Source organism: Streptomyces sp. NPDC048639, from assembly GCF_043199075.1.
In the GTDB taxonomy this organism is placed as follows: domain Bacteria; phylum Actinomycetota; class Actinomycetes; order Streptomycetales; family Streptomycetaceae; genus Streptomyces.
Map to the genome: position 1 here is coordinate 107,173 of NZ_JBICVP010000010.1, position 17,479 is coordinate 124,651.

Annotated in this window: 14 protein-coding genes; 5 read left to right on the forward strand and 9 right to left on the reverse strand. The window is 70.4% G+C overall.

Annotated elements, in window-relative coordinates; all coding sequences use genetic code 11:
• The 5 genes from tpg (at position 1) to ACGFNH_RS26425 (ending at position 6,354) form a co-directional block, all read left to right on the forward strand.
• Positions 1–555: a telomere-protecting terminal protein Tpg gene (tpg, locus tag ACGFNH_RS26405; protein WP_393657761.1), complete on the forward strand. Its 555-nt coding sequence runs from the start codon at positions 1–3 to the stop codon at positions 553–555.
• Between the two features lie 277 nt (positions 556–832).
• Positions 833–1,477, forward strand: a complete 645-nt coding sequence (locus ACGFNH_RS26410) for a hypothetical protein (RefSeq protein WP_393657763.1) — start codon at positions 833–835, stop codon at positions 1,475–1,477.
• Between the two features lie 588 nt (positions 1,478–2,065).
• On the forward strand, positions 2,066–3,274 hold the full coding sequence (locus ACGFNH_RS26415) for an alpha/beta hydrolase family protein (protein WP_393657764.1): 1,209 nt from the start codon (positions 2,066–2,068) through the stop codon (positions 3,272–3,274).
• A 201-nt stretch (positions 3,275–3,475) separates the two neighbouring features.
• Entirely contained in the window at positions 3,476–3,901 is a 426-nt protein-coding gene (locus tag ACGFNH_RS26420) for a hypothetical protein (protein WP_393657766.1), read from the forward strand.
• A 407-nt stretch (positions 3,902–4,308) separates the two neighbouring features.
• Positions 4,309–6,354, forward strand: a complete 2,046-nt coding sequence (locus ACGFNH_RS26425; protein ID WP_393657768.1) for a neutral/alkaline ceramidase — start codon at positions 4,309–4,311, stop codon at positions 6,352–6,354.
• A gap of 127 nt (positions 6,355–6,481) precedes the next feature.
• On the opposite strand, the gene ACGFNH_RS26430 is transcribed toward ACGFNH_RS26425, so the two are convergent.
• The 9 genes from ACGFNH_RS26430 to ACGFNH_RS26470 all read right to left on the reverse strand — a co-directional run bounded on the left by ACGFNH_RS26430 (position 6,482) and on the right by ACGFNH_RS26470 (position 17,336).
• Positions 6,482–6,838 carry an SH3 domain-containing protein gene (locus ACGFNH_RS26430; RefSeq protein ID WP_393657770.1) on the reverse strand — a complete coding sequence of 119 codons (357 nt, stop codon included), beginning with the start codon at positions 6,836–6,838 and terminating at the stop codon, positions 6,482–6,484.
• Between the two features lie 501 nt (positions 6,839–7,339).
• Positions 7,340–7,912 (reverse strand): GNAT family N-acetyltransferase, encoded by a 573-nt coding sequence (locus ACGFNH_RS26435; RefSeq protein ID WP_393657772.1) that lies wholly within the window; start codon positions 7,910–7,912, stop codon positions 7,340–7,342.
• Positions 7,913–8,201: 289 nt separating this feature from the next.
• The gene (locus ACGFNH_RS26440) at positions 8,202–8,807 is read right to left on the reverse strand and encodes a hypothetical protein (protein WP_393657774.1); all 606 of its coding nucleotides are present in this window, start codon (positions 8,805–8,807) and stop codon (positions 8,202–8,204) included.
• A gap of 146 nt (positions 8,808–8,953) precedes the next feature.
• Positions 8,954–9,568 carry a hypothetical protein gene (locus ACGFNH_RS26445; RefSeq protein WP_393657776.1) on the reverse strand — a complete coding sequence of 205 codons (615 nt, stop codon included), beginning with the start codon at positions 9,566–9,568 and terminating at the stop codon, positions 8,954–8,956.
• 176 nt (positions 9,569–9,744) lie between these two features.
• Complete coding sequence (locus ACGFNH_RS26450; protein WP_393657778.1) at positions 9,745–12,354, reverse strand: acyl-CoA reductase; 2,610 nt, start codon at positions 12,352–12,354, stop codon at positions 9,745–9,747.
• Positions 12,351–13,517 carry an acyl-protein synthase gene (locus tag ACGFNH_RS26455; RefSeq protein ID WP_393657780.1) on the reverse strand — a complete coding sequence of 389 codons (1,167 nt, stop codon included), beginning with the start codon at positions 13,515–13,517 and terminating at the stop codon, positions 12,351–12,353. The genes ACGFNH_RS26450 and ACGFNH_RS26455 overlap by 4 nt, the downstream gene beginning before the upstream one ends.
• Positions 13,514–14,665: a GNAT family N-acetyltransferase gene (locus ACGFNH_RS26460; protein ID WP_393657782.1), complete on the reverse strand. Its 1,152-nt coding sequence runs from the start codon at positions 14,663–14,665 to the stop codon at positions 13,514–13,516. The genes ACGFNH_RS26455 and ACGFNH_RS26460 overlap by 4 nt, the downstream gene beginning before the upstream one ends.
• Complete coding sequence (locus tag ACGFNH_RS26465; RefSeq protein WP_393657784.1) at positions 14,662–16,062, reverse strand: MFS transporter; 1,401 nt, start codon at positions 16,060–16,062, stop codon at positions 14,662–14,664. The genes ACGFNH_RS26460 and ACGFNH_RS26465 overlap by 4 nt, the downstream gene beginning before the upstream one ends.
• Positions 16,059–17,336, reverse strand: coding sequence for a phenylacetate--CoA ligase family protein (locus ACGFNH_RS26470; protein WP_393657786.1), 1,278 nt, complete (start codon positions 17,334–17,336; stop codon positions 16,059–16,061). Before ACGFNH_RS26470 ends, ACGFNH_RS26465 begins: the two co-directional genes overlap by 4 nt.
• Positions 17,337–17,479 lie beyond the last annotated feature (143 nt).

Consider the following 17,479-nt stretch of genomic DNA (forward strand, 5'->3'; position numbering starts at 1 on the left):
GTGCGAGAGATCGACGACGCCCTGGAGCGTGCGGGCCAGGAGGCTTTCACCCGTGAGCCTCCCAAGACTCTCAAGGGTCGCATCAACTTCCTGCTCAGAACCCTCAGGACGGCCAAGGCCGTTGCCCAGGAGCTGGGCGTCACCGCCGACTCGGTCAACCGCTACCGCCGCGGCGCCCGGAAGAACCCGCCGCAGGCCGTCGCCGACCGGATCGAGGCCGCTGTACGTGCCCGCTGGCAGCCCCAGGTCCGGCTGCGCCGCAGGAAGCAGGCCGCCACCAGCACGGGGATCACCGTGGAGACCCGGGCCCGCTTCGGCTACACCGCACCGATCGGCACGACCGACGACGGCCGCTTCCGCCGCCTGACCGTGCACCTGCCCCCGGAGTACGCCGACCGCCTCTTCGCGGCCCAGCGGCGGGGCGCCGGCGACCAGGAGATGCGCGACATCATCGCCGAGGGCATGGGCGAGGTGTACTTCAGGGACGGCGGCCGCCGCGCCGAGGGCCTCGAAGTCCAGCTCAACGAGATCGACTACTTCGACGTTTCCTTCTGAGCGCCGGGCGGCGAGGCGGTCGCCCGTCGCGTGCGCGAGCCGGCGCACGATAGTTGCCACAAGAGCAGGTCGGCCGCCACCAGGACCGAACGTCGCGGCATCTTGTGCGGGCCCGGGCACGACAGGTGGAACCCGGCCACAGCCGGTGGACACAGGCTGACGGTCCGGGCATGGGCGAGCTCGGCGGGAGGGGCCGGGAACGCGGAAGTCCCGCCAACCGGGCCAGGCTTTCGCGCCGGTCCGGTATGGCTTCAGGCCGAGGACGCGATGCGCCTGGATGCTGATGGCCGAAGCAGGCAGGAGGACCGTGGACGATCACAGCACTCGAAGAACCGGGAACGCGGCATCCACCGGGGCGGGCCATGACGCCCCCGGTCAGCCGGGGGTGATCGGCATTGCACTCGCCGCCGTGCTGACGGCCACACTCGCGCAAGGTTCCTGGCAGTGGTTCGCCACATACATCGGGGTGACGCTTCTTGCGGTCATCTTCTCCTTCTACCGACTGCCGACGCGGATGCCCGGCCTCCGATCTGTGTGCGTGCGGAATCTGGTGGCGTATTCGATGGTCGTCGGTCTGTGTGTGGCGATCGCGCTGGCTCCCATGCTGCAGCGCTGGGCGTGGCTGTTTCCGATGCCCGGCACCCGTGGCAGGTGTGGTGCGCTGGGCGCCTACGAGAGCCTCCGGACGGAGGCGGCGCTCGCGAACCTGGCCGGTCGCGACGGTGCCGCCTTGGCTCGTACGCAGGACGTCCAGAGCCATGAGGCCGTCGCCGACTGCCTGTCCGCCACCACGACCCTGTGGCTGCCGCTCTACGCGGCCGGAGCGGCCGTAGTGGTGGGCCTGGGTACGTGGTTGATCGATCGAGTTCGGGCAAGGAACGAGGCGGCCGTGGCCGGCCGAAAGCCTCCTCGTCAGGGCTGAGCGGCCCGGTGAACGCGACAGGACGTCAACGAGTGCCTGGGCGGGTCGAGCTCTCTGACGGAGATGACGAGCAGGGTGCTGCGTGGGTGACAACCAAGCCTGCCCCGGGAGACCGATCCCCGGATCGCCCCACCCCACAGGGAGAACCGCCGAGCTTCGGCACCGTGTGACGGAACAAGGCGTCGCAGGAACCGCCGGGTCCGGCGCGGCCGGTCGCGGGACGTCCTCCGCGCGTCGGTCCCGCGGAGGTCGGCGCCGGGGCGCAGCCGGTCCGTCAGGACGAGATGCCCCCCAGCGAGCGGCGGTGCACAGGGGACCTTCGAAGTCCGCCGGGCGGCGGGGGAATTCCGGACGGGGCCTTTGCCGTCCGCGGCCTCCGCCCGGCCCCGGCAGGGAGAGGAGTCCCCTCCCGGAAGGAAGGCGAAGGAACGCCACCTCACATGCCGGTTCCGGATGTCGGGGGTCAATCCGCGGGCCACCGGGGTGAAGCCGCTCGCGCAACCACTGTTCTCTGCTGCCCGTCGTCAACCATGGAATGGCCTGACGCGCAATTCCTCGTGTGGTCGTCGAACGGAAGGTGACAGCAGAGTGCTTCAATTCTCCGAGGATCCCCTGTTCCAGATGTTCGCCGAGCGTGCCCTGACGACCATCACCCGCGGCGGAGCGGAGTACGGTGAGTGCGCCGCGGTCATGAAGCGTATTCCGCCCGGTGACAACGATGCGTGGCACCGGGAGTGGACCGCGTTGGCCGCTCGGGTAGCCGCCTGGGGTGGAGTGAGCGCCGCACGCGGGCACCGCGTCAGCGCGCGCGAGGCATTCCTGCGAGCCACCACGTATGACCGGATCTCCTACTATCCCCTCTTCGGTCATCCGGTCGACCCCCGGCTGACGGAGGCATTCGACCACGAGACGAAGTGCTTTGCGCGGTTCGCGGAACTCGCCGAGCATCCCGTCCTGCCGGTCGAGGTCCCTTTCGAGGGAACCGAACTGCCCGGCCGCCTCTGCCTTCCGAGGACCGGGCCCGGCACGTTTCCCACCGTCATCGGCGTCAACGGCTACGACTCCAACATTCACGAGATGTATTGGTCCCATGCCGTACCTGCCGTCCGCCGCGGCTACGCCTGCCTTCTCGTGGACGGTCCCGGCCAGGGGCAGCCGCTGGTCAAGCAGGGACTGCCGATGAGGCCGGACTGGGAGACCGTGCTGAGCGCCGTCGTCGACCGGGCCGTGACGCTGCCGCAGGTCGATGGGTCACGGCTTGTCGTCCAGGGCTGGAGCTTCGGTGGCTACCTCGCGCCCCGCGGGACCGCCGGAGAGGCCAGGGTCGCCGCACTGATCGTCGATCCCGGACAGTGGGACCAACTGGATAGCTTCCGAGGCGTACTTCCTTTGCCCGCAGAGCTCAAGGACCGGCTGCCGGACGTGGATCCCGCCGAACTCGACCCTCATCTGGCCGTTCTGGAAGAGAATCCGGTGTTGAGGTGGAAATTGGTCCAGCGTGGCCTGTGGGTCCACGGACTGGAGACCCTCGGTCAATACGTGGTGGAGATGGGCCGCTTTCGGCTGTCCGACGTGGTGGACGGAATCTCCTGTCCCACTCTCGTCGCCTCAGCGGAGGGAGATGCCGGCATCTCCGGTGCCGAGCGGCTGTACGACGCGCTCCGGTGTCGGAAGGAGCGTGTGCACTTCACCGAGGCCGAGGGAGCGTCGGGCCATTGCGAGGGCTGGAACCGTTCCCGCTTCGATCAACGGGTCTACGACTGGCTGGACGAAGTCCTCGGCGTCCGGCCCTCGTAGGCGACTTGTCCGAGGGCTTCCAGGGCGATTGCCGCCAGAAGCCTCGGCAACGCGCCGATGGCGTACCCCCGACGAAACTCGGCATGGCAATGTCAATTTTGACGTTCCGGGAAATTCCCCGCCGTGGACGAGCAACCGACCGGGCCGATCTTTCATGGTTCTGGTTGAGGGGCTTGATCCAACTCTGGGAGGGGAAATTCCATGAACAACGCTTTCCGTACGACGACTGCCGTGGCCACCGCCGTTCTGTCGGCGACGCTCGTACTCGGGACGGCGGCCGGGGCCTACGCGGCCACCGGTGCGCCCGTCGCGCAGGCCGCTTCCGCGACGACTCCGGCCGCTTCTGCGGCAGCCAAGCCCGCGCTCACCGCAGCCGCCAGTGCCGGCAGCGTCAAGGCGTGGCAGGAGTTCCGGATCTCCGGAAAGGCGAAGGCCATTGCGGCCGGGACGAAGGTCTCGCTGCAGCAGAAGCAGCGCTCGAAGTGGGTCTCCCTTCCGGCGAGCACGGTGGTCAACAAGAGCGGTTCGTACTCCCTGCGCGTCAAGCTGGGGCTCAAGGGGAAGAACGAGCTGCGCATCGTCGGCGGCGGAGCCGTTTCTCCGGTGGTCGGGGTGACGGTGCGCTGACGCCGACAGCGTTCGTGAGGCGGCCCGCCGTCGCATAGCCGCGTGAGCCCCCATCCCAGGTCACGGATGGGGGCTCACGCATGCGCGGATCGCGTTGCGTCGGCAGCCCGAGCAGCCCGAGCAGCCCGAGCAGCCCGAGCAGCCCGAGCAGCCCGAGCAGCCCGCACAGTTCCCGTGGCGCCGGGCGGCCCGAGCGGTCCGACGGTGCCCGCAGCGCCGGGCCGCCGGGGAGCCCGGACGGTCCGATGCGCCCTCAGCGACCCGAACCCCCGCCGCGCTCCTGGGCGTTCACGAGAGCGGCACGAATTCGTCACTGCATGCCCCGTACGCATCGCCACGATCGGGACCTACCATCCTCAAACCTTGAACATTGTTCAACTTTGATCCGAGGGAAGGGGTGGCGCATCATGTCGGTGACCCGGAGGACAATCCTTGCCGGCGCGGCGAGCGCGCCGCTTGCAGCTGCCGTACTCCCCACAGCCACGGGCACGGCGACAGCCGCGCCACGCGCCCAGGGTCGGGCGGAGGCCTTCGAGGTCGGGGTCGGGTGCGCGGACATCACCGGCCCCGCGGCCGAGAACGGCATGATGGGCTACTCCCAGCCGACCCAGAAGACGTCCGGCATTCATCTGCGTACCCGGGCACGCGCCTACGTCGTGGCCGACTCCGCCGGCAAGCGCGTCGTCTTCGTCAACGCCGACCTTGGCGCCCTCTTCCAATCCCTGCACCAAGGGGTCATGGCCCGGCTGGCCTCCAAGTACAACGGTCTCTACACCGAGCAGAACGTGCTCCTCAACGCCAGCCACACGCACTCCGGTTGCGGTGGCGCCTCCCACTACGCGCTCTACAACCTCGCGATCCTCGGCTTCCAGGAGCAGACCTACAACGCCATCGTCGACGGCATCGTCGAGGCCATCGACGCCGCGCACCGCAGCATGGCCCCCGGCAGCATCACCCTCGGCCGTACCGAGCTGACCGACGCCAGCGTCAACCGCTCCCGTAAGGCGTTCGACTGCAACCCCGCCGGCGACCGGGCGCACTTCCCCGACGCGATCGACCCGATGATGACGGTGCTGCGCTTCCGGCAGGGGGACCGCGACGTCGGCGCCATCGGATGGTTCGCCACCCACGGCACCTCGATGACCAACCAGAACACCCTCATCAGCGGGGACAACAAGGGCTACGCCGCCTACCAGTGGGAGCACGACGACGCGGGCGTGCGCTATCTGGACGGCGCACCGGGTTTTGTCGCCTGCTTCCCCCAGACCAACTCCGGCGACATGTCGCCGAACCTCAACCTCAAGCCCGGATCGGGGCCCACCGAGGACGAGGTCGAGAACACCCGGATCATCGGCGAGCGGCAGTTCCTGGCGGCCAAGCGCGCCTACGACAGCGCGTCCGAGAAGCTCACCGGCGGCGTCGACTCCCGGATGCGGTACGTGGACATGTCCGCGGTCGACGTGGACGGGGCCTTCACCCCGGACGGCGAACCCCACTCCACCTGCAAAGCCGCCGTCGGCGAACCCGTGCTCGCGGGCAGCAGCGAGGACGGGCCAGGGATCCCCGTGCCCGAGGGCACGAAGAACCCGTTCATCGACGCCCTCGGCGGACTCGACGCACCGATCCCCAAGGCCCTCGCCAGTGCCCAGGCCCCGAAGCTCGTGGTGCTGCCCGTCGGTGTGATGAAGCCGTACCCGTGGACGCCCGAGGTCCTGCCCCTGCAGATCGTCCGCATCGGCCCGCTCCACCTGGTCGCCGGCCCCGCCGAGTACACGATCGTCGCCGGACTGCGCATCCGCCGCACGGTCGCCAAGGAACTCGGCGTTCCGCTGGAGAACGTGCTCGTGCAGGGGTACGCGAACGCCTACAGCCAGTACGTCACCACGCCCGAGGAGTACGACAGCCAGCAGTACGAGGGCGGCTCGACCCTCTTCGGCCGCTACACCCTGCCCGCCTACCAGCAGGAGTTCGGCAAGCTCGCCGCCGCCCTGCGCGCCGGCGAGGACGTCGACCACGGCCCCACACCCCGCGATCTGTCCGGGCACCAGCTCAACTTCCAGACCGGCGTCGTGTTCGACAGCGCGCCGCTCATGAAGGAGTTCGGCGATGTCCTGGAGGAACCGGAGGAGGCTTACGCCCGCGGGGAACGCGTCTCCGTGGTGTTCGCCACCGGCCACCCCAAGAACAACCTCCGCCGCGGCGGGACCTTCCTGGAGGTGCAGCGCCGGGACGGGGACCGCTGGGTCCGCCACGCCGATGACGGCGACTGGACCACGCGGTACCGCTGGTCCCGTACGTTCGGCGCCACGTCCAAGGCGACGGTGACGTGGGACATCCCGCAAGGCACCCCGGCCGGTACGTACCGCGTCGTGCACTTCGGCGACTGGAAGAACGGCTGGAACGGGCGGATCACCGCGTTCACCGGCACCTCGCCCGAGTTCACGGTCTCCTGACGCCTCGGGTCGGCGCGGGAACAGCGCGGAGCACAGCAGAGGGCACGGCAGGGAGCCCCCTATGCCTACCGGACAGGACCGGTAGGCACAGGGGGCTCGGTAGTACGCGGGCGTCAGCCCTGCGCCCCTAGCACCAGTGCGGGGCCGGGCCGATGTTCTCGATGTAGCGGGCCGAGGCGTATCCGCCGTATCCGTTGATCCGGTACCAGCGCGGATTGCCGTCGATCGACTGCCCGTTGACCTTGCACTCGATGCTGACGACCTTGCCGTAGGGCAGGAAGCCGACCACCGGCGAGCTCTGCCAGGGCTGCTTCCGGACGTTCAGCCCGGTCGCGGCGATGACTCTGCCCTTGTAGTCGGACATCACCTGCGGGCTGCTGGCACTGCTGCCCGCGGAGGCGGCGTACGCGGGGGTGGCCGCGGTGACGGCCAGCAGCCCGGCAGCTGCGGCGAGGGCGAAACGGCCCGGCCTGGATGTGAGCATGGTGTTCCTCCTGGTGTCCGAAGGGGACCTCTTCTGCGATGCAAGCGACACAGCAATTCCTCCTGAGTGTCAGGTCTGACGTGTCGTCAGAACTGAACGGGAACGGTGCCGGACCGGTCGCAGCGATGTCCCCGCCGGGCGGCGTACGGCAGCCGAGCTGCTGCGCCGTCACACGGCGTCCGGAGGGGGGAGGGGGACACGCTCTGGTTGGACCTGAGGTGCGGTCGTACCAGTGGGCCACCGGGCGAGCCCATCGGCAACGGTTGTGCCGCTCGTCCACCCGAACGGCCCAGCGCGCAGCGCATATGCCCGGCGGCCGGAGCGCAGAGACGTATGCGAACGCTTCTTGATCTCACCGCTGGGCGATGACGGGCGTTCGCTGCACGTCAGGTGGGTCCGTGGACGGCGGCACGGGCATCGAGCCCACTTGGGCGCCTCGCCCGCCAAGGCTTCTTCACCAACCCGGACGCGGCCAATTCCAGAAACCGACTCAACGTCCGCTCAGCGGGCTGGAATCGGCACGGCTGGCGGTTGCCACTCTCGCCTGATCAACCCGAACACCCATGAGTCGGATACTTCGCCGTTCACGACGCAGTCTTCCCGCAATGTCCCTTCACGCACGAATCCGATCTTCTCCAGCACCCGGGCAGATGCCACGTTGCGTGTATCGGTCTCGGCCTGGACTCGATTCAGGTCCAGTGTGTCGAATGCCCACTGCAGCAAGGGGCGCGCGGCTTCCGTCGCGTAGCCGTGGCCCCACATCGCAGCGTCGAGGCAGTAGCCCAACGACGCGCTGCGGTAGTCCGGGTTCCATTCGGCCAGAGCGCACCAGCCGACGAAGGCCCCGTCAGAAGCACGGTCGATGGCCACCCGCGCTCCGGTGCCTTCGTCCGCCATCTTCCGGCACATCGCGATGAAGCGCTCGGCGCGGGCCCGTTCGGTCCACGGCGGGGAGTCCCAGTAGCGCATCACGTAGGCGCTGCTGTGCAGTGCGAAGAGGGGGTCCGCGTCGGCGTCGGTGAAGGGTCGCAGCCGCAGGCGAGGGGTGTGCAGCATGGGGGTGGCCAAAGTCATGCGCACCATCTTGTGTCGTCATGGGGCGGGCAGAACACCGAGTATCCGATCCGGTCCGGCCCTCACGTCCGAGGCACCACCTGTCAGCAGCGCCACAGTGGTTCGAACAGTTCACGGAGTATTCCTGGACACCACACTTTCCTGGACACCACACTGCGGCGCAGGCCCGACAACCTGGCCGCCGTCCTGCCGACCCACGGACCTCAGCGTCCATCAACCGGACAACGGCCGCTGATCAGCCAATGCCCCGACGGCCAGGCCCCGACGTCAGCGGTTCACCAACACGCTCTCAAGACTGGCGGGTCAGCTTCGTCAGGATGCGGAGCCGGTCGCGGCTCTCCGCGACCACGATGGTCACGTCGTTCCTGCTCTTGTCCGGCGTGACGGTGGAAACAGAGCCGCGCATCCCCGTGACCGGTGTGTTGACGTCCGAGCCGTACTCGATCACGATCGCGTCCTTGGAGCACCGCAGCGTGGCCCACGACGCCTTGTTGTGGCCGTACGAAGAGGTCGAGTCCACGCTGTAGGGACCCAGGGGAAGGCCGGACGAGTCGGCCGGCTCGTCCGTCGGCCAGGCCGCCAGTGTGTCCGAGCCTGCCTGCCCCGAGGGGTCGGCAGGAACCAGGTGCATGCCGCACTTGTCGCCCTCGGTGTACGCGACGATGTGCTCCTTGCCGCGGGACACCTCCCCGAGGACGCGTTGCTCCTCCCCGGAGTCGATGTCGACCGGCCGATGGGCGGTCGATGTCTCGGGGAGCTGTTCGAGCGCCCCGGACACCCGCGCGGAGCGGGACGAGGCGGGGGCGCGGTCGGAGAAGGTCACGCTTTCCGTGCAGCCTGCGCAGACGAGTACGGCAGTGGCGGCGGCCGTCAGTGCGGCGCTTCCTCGGTGCATCGGCGGACTTCTCCTCTTGTCGGCGGCGTACGGCCACAGGCACAGCCGCACGTCGGGTGCCTGTCGCCTTCCTTCCCGGGGACCGGAGCAAGATCCGCATGAGTTCCGGAATCCACTACTCAAATCCGTGTGCGGCAGGAGCGGCCTCAGGAGTGGCGCGTCAGTCTTGCCATGATCCGGGAACGGGCGGATTTCTCGCCGACCACGACGGCAAGGTCGTTCTTCCTGCCGTGCAGTCGAACCGTGGACACGGCGCCGCGAGTCCGTGTGACCCGGAAGGACCGGTCCGATGCGTACTCGATCACCATCGCGTCCTTGGCGCAGGACAGGGATGTCCACGAACCCTTGTCATCGGCGTTGGAGGACGTTGCCGTGCTGTAGGGGCCCATCGGAAGGATCGACGAGCCGACGGAACTCTCCGTCGGCCAGGACGCCTTCATGGTCGTGACCCGTTCCCGGGAGGTGGAGGAACGGAGAACGAGCAACCCGCACGCCTGGCCCCCGGTGTACGCGATGATCCGCTTCCCGCCGCTGTACACCTCTCCGAGGATGCGCTGCTTCTCCGCCGGGACCGGGATCTCCTCCATGGCGAGAGGCGCGTCGGCGGCCACGACCTCGGGGAGTCTCCCGAGCGCCCCGGCCTCCCCTGCGGAGCGGGAGGAGGCAGGGGCGTGGTCGGAAGGGGTCACGGACTTCGTGCAGCCCGCGCAGACGGCTACGGCAGTGGCGGCGACCGTCAGCGCAGTGATTCCTCGGTGCATCGGCGGACCTCTCTCCTCGTCAGCGGCAGCCGGGCCGACGTCCCGCCTCGTGATCGACAGGCGGTCGGTCCGGACCCGCCCCCGGAAGACGAGAGGAAGGTTCGCACGGTTTCCGGGGTCCACTACTCAACTCACGCGCCGCCACGGCACCCGCACCGCGGCGCCGCCGCCCCCGCTCAGTCGGTGGTGCGCCGGTCCACGAACGTCCTCAACTTGCCGCTCGTCGCGGTCCGTTCGAACGACGCGACATCGGTGATCTCGACCGAGAGCGTCAGCAGGTCCTCCTCCTCGACCGCGGAGCGCAGTTCCGGGATCGTCGCCAGGAAGGCGCCACGGGCCTCCTCGGCCGGCGGGGCGTAGAGGGCGTCGAGACGGACCGTCAGCCGCTCGCATGCGGTCTCCGAGGTGAGGACCACCTGCAGTTCGCCGCGATAGCCCAGGCGGGTCTCCGCCGCCTCCGCGAAGCGCCGGTAGTGGAAGGAGTACCCGCCCACGCGGGCCACGTCGCCGTGCCGGCCGAGGAGTTCGATACGCGGGGTGCGGCTGCCGCACGGGCAGACGCCGTCGAGCGCGCGGCCCAGGTCACCGATCTGGTAGCGGTCCAGCCGTTGCCCCGCCCGCGCCCGGCTGGTGAAGATCAGGCGGCCCGGCTCGCCCACGGGCACCGGACGGTCCTCCTCGGTGTCGAGGATCTCCAGGGTGTGCAGATCGGTGAGGACATGGTGGACCGACCCCTCGGCGTGCTCGCACTGGTAGCCCAGCGGCCCGAGATCGGTGCTGCCGTACGCGGCCGACCGGATCACCTCGACACCGAACTCCTCGCCGAGAACGCGCCGTTGCTCGTCGGTGAAGTGCTCGCCCCCGTAGTACACCTTCCGGACGCCGCCGTAGGCGCGCAGCGTCTCGCCCTGGGTGTGGAAGAGCTGCCACAGATAGGAGGGCATTCCGAAGAGGGTGTCCGCACGGTGGATCACCAGGGCTTCGGCCACGGCGGCGAGGTCGGTGCCGGCGGACAGCGGGATCTGGGTGGCGTTGAGGCGTTCCAGGATCGAGAAGAAGCTGATGAAGCTGCCGTACATGCCGCCGCTGTAGAAGAGGTTGGCCGCGCGGTCACGGGCCGGGTCGAATCCCGAGTCGATCAGACCGTGCGCGGCGGCGCGCATCTGCGTGTCGTAGTCGGCGTTGGTGAACACCGACAGCGCGGGCGCGCCCGTCGTACCTCCGCTGCGGAAGTACAGATGAGCGTGGTCGGGGTCCAAGCGCCGCAACTGCTCCTGCACACCCGCCTTGTCGAGCAGCGGGCCGGTGGGCGGAGCGGGCAGCAGCACGGGGGCGACGAGGTCGTCCAGGCAGGAGGTGGCGGTGAAGCGCTCGTCGGCGCGTACGGAGACCCGCCTGCTGTAGCGCTGCAACGCGTAGACGCCGTCATGCGGTTCGCCCTCGTAGCTGTCCAGCATCGCGCCGACCGGGGTGACCCGGGTGACCCCGGCGGTGACGAGGGCGCGGGAGAGTTCGGCGACGTCCGCGCGGCTGCCGCCGACCGCCGCGGTCTGGAGGTAGCGCCGCATCGGGCGGAGCGTCGCGGCGACGTCGCGCCGCGGCAGCGGCTTGACCCAGACGCTGCGGTGCAGCGGCGAGGCGGTGAGGGCGGGGCGGGCGTCGGCGAGGACGCGCCAGGAGCCGTCGTCGGCGGCGACGACGCGGGTGAGGCCCAGGTGCTGTTCGAGCCGGGCGACGACTTCGGTGTTGGTGATCTCGGCGTGCTCGGCGAGGCCGAGTGCGGGACGGGGCAGCTTGTCCGAGACCTGCGCCAGATGGTCGGCGAAGGTGTCGGCGAAGGCGAAGACCTCGTCGCTGTCGCCGGTGTCGAGGTAGACGACCTGGGGGCTGGAACACGCCTGCTGTTCCAGGCGGCAGGCGTCCGCGGCGAGCGCCGACAGGACGCCCGGGTCGGCCCAGGCGTCGCGGGTCAGATAGGCGAACGAGATCTTGTGGCCCCACTCGACGAGGCGGCAGCCTGGCGGAGTCAGCGCGGCTATGCCCGCCACGGCGTCCTCGCCGCCCCACACGGCGATGGCGTCGGCCGCGGCGCACAGGGGCTCCAGCCAGGTACGCCTGCTGGAGGGGAAGTTCAGGACGACGACCCGGCGGGCGAGGGTGCCGGTCGGGTCGGCCGCCGCCAGCTCGGAGAGCAGATGCCGGGCGAGCAGGGTGTCGGAGCTGCTGGTCTTGAGGATGTTGAGGTTGCCGGCCAGCAGGCCCTCGACGACGCTCAGCGGCGCGACCCCCGCCGCGTTGCCGGGCGCGATGTGCACCAGCAGCCCGACCGGTGCCCACGCCTCGTAGACGGTCTCGCGCGCGTCGGGGCGGGTGAAGCGCTCGGGGTGCAGGCCGCCGAGTTCGCGACGGAGCTTGCGTTCCAGGGCCGGACGGGCGAGGGCGGCGGCGAGTTCGGCGAGCAGGGCCGACGCCTCCTCGGGCTCGGTCCCGCCGTCGGCGAGGCAGCCGGTCAGCCGCGCGTGCACCGCGCTGCCCGGCGAGCGCAACGCGTCGGCGACCCGGTCGCAGGCGCCGAGCACGATCTCGGTGGGCAGCTGCTCGCGCAGGGCGGCTTCGGTGAGGGCGGGGAGGTCGGCGAGACGTTCGGCGGCCTCGGCGTCGTCGATGAACGCGCCCTGCCACAGGTGGAGTCCGCGGTGAGGCGCGGTCGTGGAGCCGGGGAGCGGCGCATGGGCCGTTCCCGCGCTCGTGGCCGAGGCCGTCCCCGGGGTCGGTGCGCTGGTCATGACATACCCTTCATCAGTTCGGCGGCGGCCACCGCGCAGCTGCGGTTGCGGCTGACCCCGGCCCGGCCGTGGACGGTGAACCACGGCGTCGGCCGGCCGCAGCCGCACTCCTCGCCGGGGTGCAGCGACGCGAGATCGCCCATGAGCACGCTCTGGGCCGGGACCGAGGTGATGTACGGCGAGACGAGGTGGAGGTAGCCGATCTCGCCGTGGGGGAGCGGCTCCAGCGTCGCGGTGTCGCGCACGGCGGCACGGGACCAGACGGGCACGTGCAGCCGGTGCTGTTCGCACTCGACGTACGGCACGCAGTGCTCGACCGAGCCGAAGGTGTCGCGGATCCGCTCCGGCGGAATGCCGAGCTGCTCGCCGACCTCGGAGTAGAAGACGTCCTTGCCGATCTGCCGGTCGGCGTGCCCCTTCCAGCCGCCTCCGAGGACGACCAGCGAGCCGGGCGGGAGCTGCACCGGCGGGACGCCCAGCGAGCGCATCCGCTCCAGGGTGAAGTGGAGGAACGCCGGGAAGCCCAGGATCCGTACGGGCAGGCCCTCTTCGGCGTACCGCTGGAGGGCGTGGATGCAGCCGCGTACGTCGAACTCGTGGCCCGTGCCGGTGTGCCGCAGGGCGTGAGTGGTGTCCCGTGCGGGGGCGAAGTCGCAGAGGTAGTTGTCGGTGAAGGAGGTGCCGAGCTGGAGCGAGGGCGCGGGCTCGTAGCTGTAGAGCAGGTAGTTGACCGGCTGGTCCGGGGTGATCCAGCCGTAGTGGTCGAAGATCCGGGCCACCATGCGCTGGGCCGCGCGGATGGTCCACTCGTCGAAGAACATCTGCGACTTCTGGCCGGTGGTCCCCGAGGAGGTGAGGTGGAGGAAGACGTCCTCCCGGGGTATGGAGAGCAGTTCGTGCCGCTTGAAGAAGTTGGCGTGCACCAGCGGGGCACGGACATCGCGGCCCACGCTGGGCGCGGGCGTCTCCGGCTCGTCGGTCAGCAACGAGCGGAAGAACGGGGACCGTTCGGCGTGCCAGGAGTTGGTCTCGGCCATCGCGGCGGCGAAGAGGGCATCGGCCTCGGGCCCGTGCTCGTACGGCTCGGCGAGGTCGCACAGCCGCTGGACGTGCTGGAGGGAGACCGGGTCGGGGACCTCGACGGGAAGCAGATGGGGATTCAAGAGACAACCTCGTGTAGGGGAAGGTACGTCGCGGTCCAGGCCCGGAGGTACGCGGTCAGATACGGCTGCACCAGTGAGCTGACGGCGGTGGTGCGGAAGTCGATCTGACGGTTCGTCCGGGACAGCACGACGTAGTCGTGGAAGCGGTCGTCGATGCGGCGCATGGCCGGATAGAGCGCACTGGGGACGAAGCCCGCGGCCAGGAAGGCGCTCAGCCCCGCGGTGTCGGACAGCGGCAGCAGGGTCTCGACGTAGTCCGCGCCGGTTCGGGTGACCGCGGCCATCAGCGGTTCCAGGGCGTGGGCCATGGCCGCCGGGTAGGGGTGCACCGCGATCAGGGAACAGCTGCGGGCGGCCGGGTCGAGATCCGCGTACACCTCGAACGTGCCGTCCTCGGGGGTGAGGATCGCGTTCGGGGAGTGCAGGGGGAAGAAGCGCCCGGCCGGGTCGGGGAACAGCTCCAGGAACCGGCGCCTGACGAAGGAACGGGCGGTGACGATCTCCATGGCCGTCGTGGCGGGGACGGCCGGTCCCGAGAACAGGCCGGTGCCCGCGGCCTCGATCGGACGGACCGCCGCGTAGGCGATACCGGAGGCCTCCTCGGCGGCGGCGAGCAGCGGGGCGATCGGCTCCGGCACGCACGGCACGGCCTCACGGCGGTCCAGCACGCCGTCGGCGTAGCGGGCGAAGAGGGCGAGGCTTTCGCAGCCGGCCACCTCGACGGCGTTGGGCATGAGCCCGAGCGGACGGAAGCCGTTGCGGACCACGACGTGCTGGGGGCCCTCGGTCACCACCCGGACGGTCGCGTAGATCGAGTCGACGCTGCCGGTGGCCAGGGCGTCGGCGCAGACCGCTCCGGTGAGCCGGCCCGCCAGCCCGCCCTGCCGCTGAGCGGGGTGGACGGCGAGGCCGACGAGCTTGCCGATGCGCGTCCCCGGGTCGGTCTGCACGACCACGGAGCCGGCCAGGTCGCCGCCGCCGTCGGGGCGGGCCACGAGCCAGTGGGTGTGCGGATCGGCGATGAGCCGCCGCATTTCGGCGGGGTCGCTGCCGAGCGGTACGGGATAGCCGTGGCCGTAGACGTCGAAGTACAACTGCCGCAGTTCCGCGATGTCCTGGAGGACGGCGGGGGTGATGGTGACGGTCATCGAGCTCCTCCTCCGGTGGTGGCGGTGGTGGTGGCGGTGGTCGCCGTGGTGGTCTCGTGTGCGGCGGCGGTGCTCCGGCCCGCGTGGCCGGTGGCGGGCGCGCCCGCCCGGCTGCCCGTCCACCACAGGGCAACGGCGACGGGCACCAGGCCGACCGCCTGGACCAGGCACAGGGTGCGCGGCGAGATCTGGTCCCCGAGCACGCCGAACAGCAGCGAGGCGAGCGGGAAGGTGGCTCCGAGGAGCGACTGCATGACGGCGAAGAAGCCGGGCTTGTCCGCGGCCGGGACGAGCCGCTGGAACAGGGCCACGAACCGTACGCCGATGGCGCCGACGGACCATCCCGCGACGACCATCGCCGCCGCGAAGGCGGTCCGGTCCGCGACCAGTCCGGGCACGGCGAACGAGGCCGCCATCAGTCCGATGCAGACGGTGCCGGTGGTGATCGGGCGTCCGGGCAGCCGGCCCCCGGTGAAGGACCCGGCGAGTGTGCCGGCACCCAGCGCCGCTTCCAGGAGCGCGACGGTCGAACCGTCCTCGTGCAGCACGGAGGCGGTGTAGAGCGGCATGACGACGAACACCGCGGTGGTGAACACGTTCGCCGCGGCGAAGCAGAACAACACCCTCCGGATGAAGGGCAGTTCGGCGAGAATGCGGCGCAGTGTGCGGCGCGGGGCGGCCGGCGGCGCGCTCGCCGCACCGCTCCCGGCCGCGTCGCTCGAGGTGTCGGCGGCTGAACTCGCCTGTGCGGTGGCGCGAGGGAATCGCGTGAGGCCGATCAGCCCGGCCGCGAGGAGGTACGCAGCGGCGCAGCCGGCGACGATGCCCGGCAGCCCCCGGGCGTCGACGACGAGCGGACCGAGGAGCCCGCCCGCCAGCCCCGCCAGCGACTGCGTGGCCAGTTCGAATCCGGTGGCCGCCTCGATGTCGGCGTCGTCGACCAGGTCGGGCACCGACGTCGTCAGGCACGGGTCGAACAGCGCCTGGCAGCCCGCCAGTAGCAGCGCGGCCCCGTAGGCGACACCCATCGGCAACGGCGTCGCGTACGCCCAGGCCGCTGTGGACGCGGCGACGAGTCCGGCACCGGCGGCCGCCGCGGCCATGACGGTCCGGTAGGGGTTGCGGGCGATGACGGTGGCGACGACGGGGGCCAGCGCGACCGCAGGCAGGGTGCTCACGGCGAGGAACGCACCCGAGGCCAGGCCCCGTCCGGACCCCGCGGCGTACTGGACGAGCCACCAGACGATGCCGACCTGGAACATCCGGGCCGAGGCCTGCGTGAGCACCTGAGCGATCCAGACGGCACCGAAGGACGGGTTGCGCAGGACGATCGGCAACCGTGCGGAGGATCGTTTCCGCAGGGGCCGGGAGCCGGGCGCGGGCGTGGGCGCGGTCATGCGTGCGGCCGTTCGTCGAGGACGCGGATCAGCTTCCCGGAACGGGCGTTGACGGCGAGATCGGCGTGGCGCGCGCACTCCACGGCGAGCGGGTGGACGTGGCGCGCGGCGACAGCCTCCGCGTACATCGGACGAGCCGCGTGGAACGCCTTCTCGACGGCCGCGGTGAGCCCCGGCAGGTCGGCGGCCCCGGCGCCGCAGCCGAGACGCAGCAGTAGGCCGTCCCGGTCGACGCCGTCACGGTCCTCGAAGCGGCGTACGACCAGCTGCACGCCGGTCACACGGCCCGCGGCATCGGCGGCACGCACCAGGTCGTGCACGTCCTGGGTGTGCAGGGCCACCGGGCCCACGCGTACGCCCTCCTCGGCGCGCCCGAGGATGCGGAAGTGGCCGACGGCGGTGTCGGTCCACTCCGCACGGTCCCCGACGGGGTAGCGCAGGACGGGCATCAGCCGGCGCCGCAGATCGGTGACCACGACCCGGCCGGGGACGCCTTCGCGGGTGATGGGCTCTCCGGTGTGCTCGTCAAGGATCTCGACGACGGTGTACGGGGCCGGGGCACGGTGCAGCCGCGGGTCGCGGCCGGGGACGGGCAGGCCGACGAGGCCCGCGTCCACGGCGGCATAGCCGATCGAGGCCACGCGTGCGGCGGGGAAGGCGCTCGCGAGCAGCCGCTGCTGGTCGCTGAACACGCTCTCGCCCCCGAAGAACAGCGTGCTGACACCGGGGAGTTGCCGTCCTTCGGCGTTCAGGTGCTCGGCGAGCGAGCAGAGCGTCGTGGGCGTTCCGGCGATCACGTCGACGTCGAACTGCTCCAGTGTGGCGACCGTCGTGGCCGGCGGCGCGCCACCGCCGATCGGGAGGCGGACATTGGCGACGGGGGAGCGGTGCAGGGAGTCGAGGATGAAGGTATAGCTGGCGTAGAGGTCGCCCGCGTAGAAGAGGTCGGCGACCCGCTGCCCGGGCCGGAGTCCGGCCTCGACAAGTCCGGCACCGAAAGCGGTGGTGAATTCGCGCCACTCCTCCCGGGTGTAGAAGGAGAACTTCGGTGCCCCGGTCGTCCCTCCGCTCTTGAATACCACGGCTTCCTCGAGCGGTCCGGTCAGAAGGGTGTTACCGCGCGGGGAGTTGGCCTGCCAGAACTCGGCCTGGGGGATGACCGGAAGCGCGGTCAACTCCGTGACGCGCTCGGGCAGACCGGAGTAGAGCTCCGAGTAAAAGGCCGAGTTGCGGCGGACGAAGCGTATGAGTTCCGCGAGTGATTGAACGGGCATCAATTCCTGCTTTGCGGCATGCGAAGGAGGACGGTGTCCCGGAAACGCGAACACCGCTGAAAGGTGGTGTGGTTCAAGTGCTGGTCACGCAGATATGGCGGTGTTGCACGGCCGGGCCGGAAGTTCTCACGACGGCCGGAATA